Raw genomic sequence first — 5,664 nt, forward strand, 5'->3', positions numbered from 1 at the left:
CCCCCGACCCCTCCGAGCCCCCCGGCGCTCCCGCTCGGCCCCCCGCGACACCCAGCCACCCGGCCGCCGCCGATGCTGCCGCCCCCGCCGAGGGCCCCGCCCCCGCCAAGGGCGGGTTCACGTTGCGGCTCGACAACTTCGAGGGGCCCTTCGACCTCCTGCTCCAGCTCATCTCCCGGCACAAGCTCGACATCACGGAGGTCGCGCTCTCGCGGGTGACTGACGAGTTCATGGCGCACATCCGGGGCATGGGGAGCGAGTGGGATCTCGACCAGACGACCGAGTTCCTCGTCGTCGCGGCGACGCTGCTGGACCTGAAGGCCGCCCGGCTGCTGCCGGTCGCGGAGGTCGAGGACGAGGCGGATCTCGCGCTGCTGGAGGCGCGGGACCTGCTCTTCGCGCGGCTGTTGCAGTACCGGGCGTACAAGCAGGTCGCCGACATCTTCGCGGGCCGCCTCGCGCGTGAGGCGCGCCGCTTCCCCCGTACCGTCGCGATGGAGCCCCGCTTCGCCGAGCTGCTGCCCGACGTCGTGATCCGTACCGGGCCCGACGGCTTCGCCCGGCTCGCCGTCAAGGCGATGCGGCCGAAGCCGGAACCCGCCGTCTACGTGGACCACATCCACGCCCCGCTCGTCTCCGTACGGGAACAGGCCGGGCTGCTCGTGGCGCGCCTGCGCGAGGTGGGGGAGGCCGATTTCGGGGCGCTCGTCGCGGACACCGACGACACCCTCACCGTCGTCGCCCGCTTCCTCGCGCTCCTGGAGCTGTACCGCGAGAAGGCGGTGGCGCTGGAGCAGCAGGAGGCGCTGGGTACGCTCACCGTCCGCTGGACCGGCGGCGAGGAGGACGCTGCGGCCTCCGCCGTCACCGACGAGTTCGACCAGGAGCACACCGCATGAGCCAGGACACCCTCGGGCAGGGGACCGACACACGGTTCGCCGGGGACGAGGACTCCGCCCCCGCGCCGGCCGGACTCGACCTGCGGGGCGCGCTCGAAGCCGTGCTCATGGTCGTGGACGAGCCCGCGACCGAGGAGCACCTCGCCAAGGTGCTGCAACGGCCGGTGCGGCAGGTCGCGGCGGCCCTGCGGGCGCTCGCCGACGAGTACACCGCGCAGGGGCGCGGTTTCGAACTGCGGCTCGTCGCGGGCGGCTGGCGGTTCTACTCGCGGGCGACGTACGCGGCGGCCGTCGAGAGCTTCGTCCTCGACGGCCAGCAGGCCCGCCTCACGCAGGCCGCGCTGGAGACCCTCGCCGTCGTCGCGTACCGGCAGCCGGTCAGCCGCGCGCGGGTCTCGGCGGTGCGCGGGGTCAACTGCGACGGCGTCATGCGGACCCTCCTCCAGCGCGGACTGGTCGAGGAGGCGGGCACGGAACGCGAGAGTGGTGCGATCCTGTACCGGACGACGCACTACTTCCTGGAGCGGATGGGCCTGCGCGGCCTGGACGAGCTTCCGGAGCTGGCCCCCTTCCTGCCGGAAGCGGAGGCCATCGAGGCTGAGACACTGGAAGGTGTGCCGTCGTTCGATCCGGACGCCGAAGACGACGGCGCCGCGCACGGTCACGGCTACACCGGGGCCGTCGAAGACGACCATCTCGACCACCTCGATCCGACGGAACACTGATGCGAAGCAGCGGCAGGGACAGCGGGCGCGGGAATCACCGGGGAGCCGGTAACCAGCGCGACGACAAGCAGAAGAGGGCGGGACGCCCCCGTCCCGAGGAACGCCGCTACGACGTGCCGGGAGCGCACGGCGGCAGCGAGGACAAGCGCGCGGGCGGCAGGCCCGGCGGCGGCTCGGGCGGTGCCGGCAGGCCCGGCGGCTCCGGCAAGAGCGGCGGCGGCGCGGGCTCCGGCTCACGCGGCGGCGGCTCCGGCTCACGCGTCAGCGGCTCGGGCTCACGCGGCAGCGACGGCGGCAGCGGTTCCGGCTCGTACGGTTCGGGCTCGCGCGGCAGCGGCTCCGGTTCGTACGGCTCCGGTTCGCGCGGCGACGGCTACAGACCGGGCTCCGGTTCGCGGCCCGGCTCGTGAGGGGACGCCGCGCGCGGCGGCACCAAGGGCGGGCCGAAGCGCGGCACGAAGGACGGTCCGGTCTCGCGCCGCCCCCGCACCGCGGCGGCCCGGCCCCGTGAGCTGGACGCGAAGCTGGAGGAGCGCAACCGCGAGCGGTACGCCGAGAAGGACTCCCGGCCGAAGCCCCCGAAGACGTTCCCCGGGGCGGAGCAGGAGGGCGAGCGGCTCCAGAAGGTCCTCGCGCGCGCCGGTTACGGTTCGCGGCGGGCCTGCGAGGAGCTGATCGAGCAGGCGCGCGTCGAGGTCAACGGCGAGATTGTCCTGGAGCAGGGTCTGCGCGTGAAGCCGAGCGACGAGATCAAGGTCGACGGGCTCACGGTCGCCACGCAGTCGTACCAGTTCTTCTCGCTCAACAAGCCCGCCGGTGTCGTCGCGACGATGGAGGACCCCGAGGGCCGCCAGAACCTTGGCGACTACGTCAACAACCGCGAGACCCGGCTCTTCCACGTCGGCCGTCTCGACACCGAGACCGAGGGCGTCATCCTCCTCACCAACCACGGGGAGCTGGCCCACCGCCTGACCCACCCCCGCTACGGCGTGCGCAAGACGTACCTCGCGCACATCGTCGGGCCGATCCCGCGCGACCTGGGCAAGCGGCTCAAGGACGGGATCGAGCTGGAGGACGGCTGGGCGCGCGCCGACCACTTCCGGGTCGTAGAGCAGACCGGCAAGAACTACCTCGTCGAGGTGACCCTCCACGAAGGCCGCAAGCACATCGTGCGGCGGATGCTCGCCGAGGCCGGTTTCCCCGTCGACAAGCTCGTGCGGACCGCCTTCGGGCCGATCACGCTCGGGGACCAGAAGTCGGGCTGGCTGCGGCGGCTGAGCAACACCGAGGTCGGGATGCTCATGCGCGAGGTCGATCTGTAGGACGCCCGGCACGGAGGGGCGGGGGGCCGGCGCGGCCCGCCGCCCCTCCGGCGTTCCCGGGACGCGGCGGCGCGCGGTACGCCGGGGGGTGGGGCGGCCCGGCGGTACGACGTGGACGCGGCGGCTTGGCGCGGAGGGCTTGTGCGAGACCCCGCACCCCCCTTATCGTCAGTCTGACGATGAGTGATGAGACGACATACGCGACGACGACCGCCCCCGCCCGTGACGACCGCCCCGCCGGCGGTGCCCTCCTGGGCCTGGCGCTGGGCGACGCGCTCGGCTTCCCGACCGAGTTCAACGACGTGCCGGGCATTCTCGCGAAGTGCGGGCCCTGGCGCGGGATGGACCTGCCCCGCCCCACCGCCTGGATCTCCGACGACACGCAGATGACCCTCGCCCTCGCGCGCGGCCTGGAGACCGCCGCCGCGCGCGGCACGCTCCGCCCCTCGCGCTGCGAGCGGCCGGTGCGCGAGGAGTTCGTGGCCTGGTACGACTCCCCGGACAACAACCGCGCCCCCGGCAACACCTGCCTGCGCGCCTGCCTCGTCCTCAAGGACCCCGCAGTGCCCTGGCAGGACGCGAGCCAGACCCACTCCAAGGGCTGCGGCGCCAACATGCGCGTCGCCCCCGTCGCGCTGCTCCCCGGGCTCGGCCGGGAGACCCGCTCCGCGCTCGCCCAGTGGCAGGCCGCCCTCACCCACGGCCACCCCACCGCGCTCGCCGCGAGCGACCTCACCGCGCACACGATCCGCCTCCTCGCGGACGGCACGCGGCCGCGGGCGCTGCTGCCGGAGCTGCGCGCCTACGCCGAGGAGCACCGCTCGACGTACCACGCGGCGTGGCTCGGCGACCTGTGGCGCCGCGCGGGCGACGCCTCGCCGGGCGACTACGCGGCGCGCGGCTGGGACGAGTGCCTCGCGGTCCTCGACCGCGTCGAGGCCGCGCCCCGCGACCCCGAGCGCGACCCCTGCGAACTGACCGGGGACGGGTGGATCGCCGAGGAGGCTTTCGCGACCGCGCTCCTGTGCTTCCTGCTCTTCCCCGACGAGCCGCCGCTCGTCCTGCGACGGGCCGCGTGCACGCGCGGCGACTCGGACTCCCTCGCCTGCGTCGCGGGGGCCTTCGCGGGCGCGTACGCGGGCGAGGCGGCGTGGCCGGGGGAGTGGGCCGAGCGGGTCGAGCACCGCGAGGAGTTACGCGCCCTGGGACGGCGCTGGGACGGCGGCGCCGGGCGCTGACGGCTCAGCCGAGCGCCGAGGCCCGCCGGACCCGCAGGAGGAAGTCCTCCACGCGGGCGACGTCGGGCCCGGCAGGGAGCCGGGCGTGGGCCGCCTTCGCCTCCGTCCCCACGAGCAGCCGCTCGGTACGGCGCGACCAGGACTCCCACGTCGTCTCGCCGCGCCGCACGGCGAGCAGTTCCTCGCGGTACGGGCCCATGTCGACCACGTACGCGCCCGTGCGCAGCAGCTCGCGGGCCGTGAGGAGCAGGCGCAGCAGGTGCATCGCGTGCTTCCAGCGCGGGGCGCCGTGGCCGCGCAGGTCGGCGGCGAGCTTGCGGCCCTGGCTGTGCGCGTAGCGGGTCAGCGCGTCGAGCACCGTGCGGGAGAGGAAGGCGTCGCGCAGCGCGAGCAGTTCGGCGCCGACCGGCCCGGTGTTGAGGACGAGCGGGGAGTTCAGCGCTTCGAGCACGTTCGGGTCACCGCGCAGCGCGAGCGCGCAGGCCCGCTCCAGCTCCCAGCTCAGCTGCTCGGGCGCCGGCCCCCGGACGTGCGTGGGCGGTTTCCCGAGGCGCCAGAAGTCCGGCGTGGGCACGAGGAAGATCCCGCGCAGATCGGTGTCGCTCGCCGGGGTCGCGAGGCCCTGGGCGCGCGAGCCGGTGACACAGGCGTACACGGTGTGGTCGCGGACGTAGTCGGCGGGGACGGGGAGGGTGGGGGCGCGGACCGGTTCGGCGGGACTCATCCCGGGAGAGTAGGCCCGCCCCGAGCCCGGGGGCGCGGCAATTTCCGGCGCGGGCCCGCCCGGGGATGACTACCCTGGTCACGGGCCGCGCTCCGGCCCGTACCCCGCCCCCGGCCCGCACCCGCGCAAGGAACCCCCTGTGAGAACCGCACTCGTCGTCGGCACCGGACTCATCGGTACCTCGCTCGGCCTCGCCCTGACCCGGCGCGGCGTGCACGTGCACCTCGCCGACCGGGACGCCGACGCGGCCCGCACCGCCGCCTCGCTCGGCGCGGGCACGACGGAGCCGCCCGCCGGGACCGCGGACCTCGCGATCGTCGCCGTGCCGCCCGCCCACGTCGCCGGGACGCTCGCCGGGCTGCTGCGCGCCGACGCCGCGCACGGCTACCTCGACGTCGCGAGCGTCAAGAGCGGCCCGCGCCGCGAGCTGGAGGCGCTGGGCGCCGACCCGGGGCGGCTGCGCCGCTACCTCGGCACCCACCCCATGGCCGGCCGCGAGCGCTCCGGGCCGCTCGCCGCGACCGCCGAGCTCTTCGAGGGCAGCCCCTGGGTCCTCACCCCCGCCCGCGACACCGACACCGAGGTCCTCAACCAGGCCCTCGAACTCGTCGCGCACTGCCGGGCCGTGCCCGTCGTCATGGACGGCGACGCGCACGACAGCGCCGTGGCGCTCGTCTCGCACATGCCGCAGCTCATGTCCACGCTCGTCGCCGCGCGCCTGGAGCACGCCGACGACACGGCCGTCCGGCTGTGCGG

5 protein-coding genes and 1 pseudogene are annotated in these 5,664 nt (G+C 75.1%); 5 read left to right on the forward strand and 1 reads right to left on the reverse strand.

Going from position 1 to position 5,664, the window contains the following annotated elements:
• From SSBG_RS24320 to SSBG_RS24335, 4 genes and pseudogenes are all read left to right on the forward strand, one after another.
• A partial coding sequence (locus SSBG_RS24320) for a segregation and condensation protein A (protein WP_234010638.1) occupies positions 1 to 899 on the forward strand: 899 nt, incomplete at its 5' end.
• Positions 896 to 1,624 (forward strand): SMC-Scp complex subunit ScpB, encoded by a 729-nt coding sequence (scpB, locus tag SSBG_RS24325; protein ID WP_008748722.1) that lies wholly within the window; start codon positions 896 to 898, stop codon positions 1,622 to 1,624. The genes SSBG_RS24320 and scpB, both read left to right, overlap by 4 nt.
• Positions 1,624 to 2,946 (forward strand): annotated as a pseudogene (locus SSBG_RS24330) (pseudouridine synthase). The gene scpB and the pseudogene SSBG_RS24330 overlap by 1 nt, the downstream one beginning before the upstream one ends.
• 179 nt (positions 2,947 to 3,125) lie before the next feature.
• Positions 3,126 to 4,184: an ADP-ribosylglycohydrolase family protein gene (locus SSBG_RS24335; protein WP_008748725.1), complete on the forward strand. Its 1,059-nt coding sequence runs from the start codon at positions 3,126 to 3,128 to the stop codon at positions 4,182 to 4,184.
• Positions 4,185 to 4,188: 4 nt separating this feature from the next.
• Here SSBG_RS24335 and SSBG_RS24340 read toward each other — a convergent pair whose 3' ends face one another.
• On the reverse strand, positions 4,189 to 4,908 hold the full coding sequence (locus SSBG_RS24340; protein ID WP_008748726.1) for a nucleotidyltransferase domain-containing protein: 720 nt from the start codon (positions 4,906 to 4,908) through the stop codon (positions 4,189 to 4,191).
• Positions 4,909 to 5,047: 139 nt separating this feature from the next.
• On the opposite strand from SSBG_RS24340, the gene SSBG_RS24345 reads away from it, so the two are divergent.
• On the forward strand, positions 5,048 to 5,664 hold a 617-nt coding region (locus SSBG_RS24345), incomplete at its 3' end, for a prephenate dehydrogenase/arogenate dehydrogenase family protein (protein ID WP_008748727.1).

Origin of the sequence: Streptomyces sp. SPB074, from assembly GCF_000154905.1 — a bacterium.
Classification (GTDB): Bacteria; Actinomycetota; Actinomycetes; order Streptomycetales; family Streptomycetaceae; genus Streptomyces.

Coding starts and splice junctions, on each gene's coding strand:
- scpB (WP_008748722.1), top strand. CDS start 896: ATGAGCCAGGACACCCTCGGGCAGGGGACCGACACACGGTTCGCCGGG.
- SSBG_RS24335 (WP_008748725.1), top strand. CDS start 3,126: ATGAGTGATGAGACGACATACGCGACGACGACCGCCCCCGCCCGTGAC.
- SSBG_RS24340 (WP_008748726.1), bottom strand. CDS start 4,908: ATGAGTCCCGCCGAACCGGTCCGCGCCCCCACCCTCCCCGTCCCCGCC.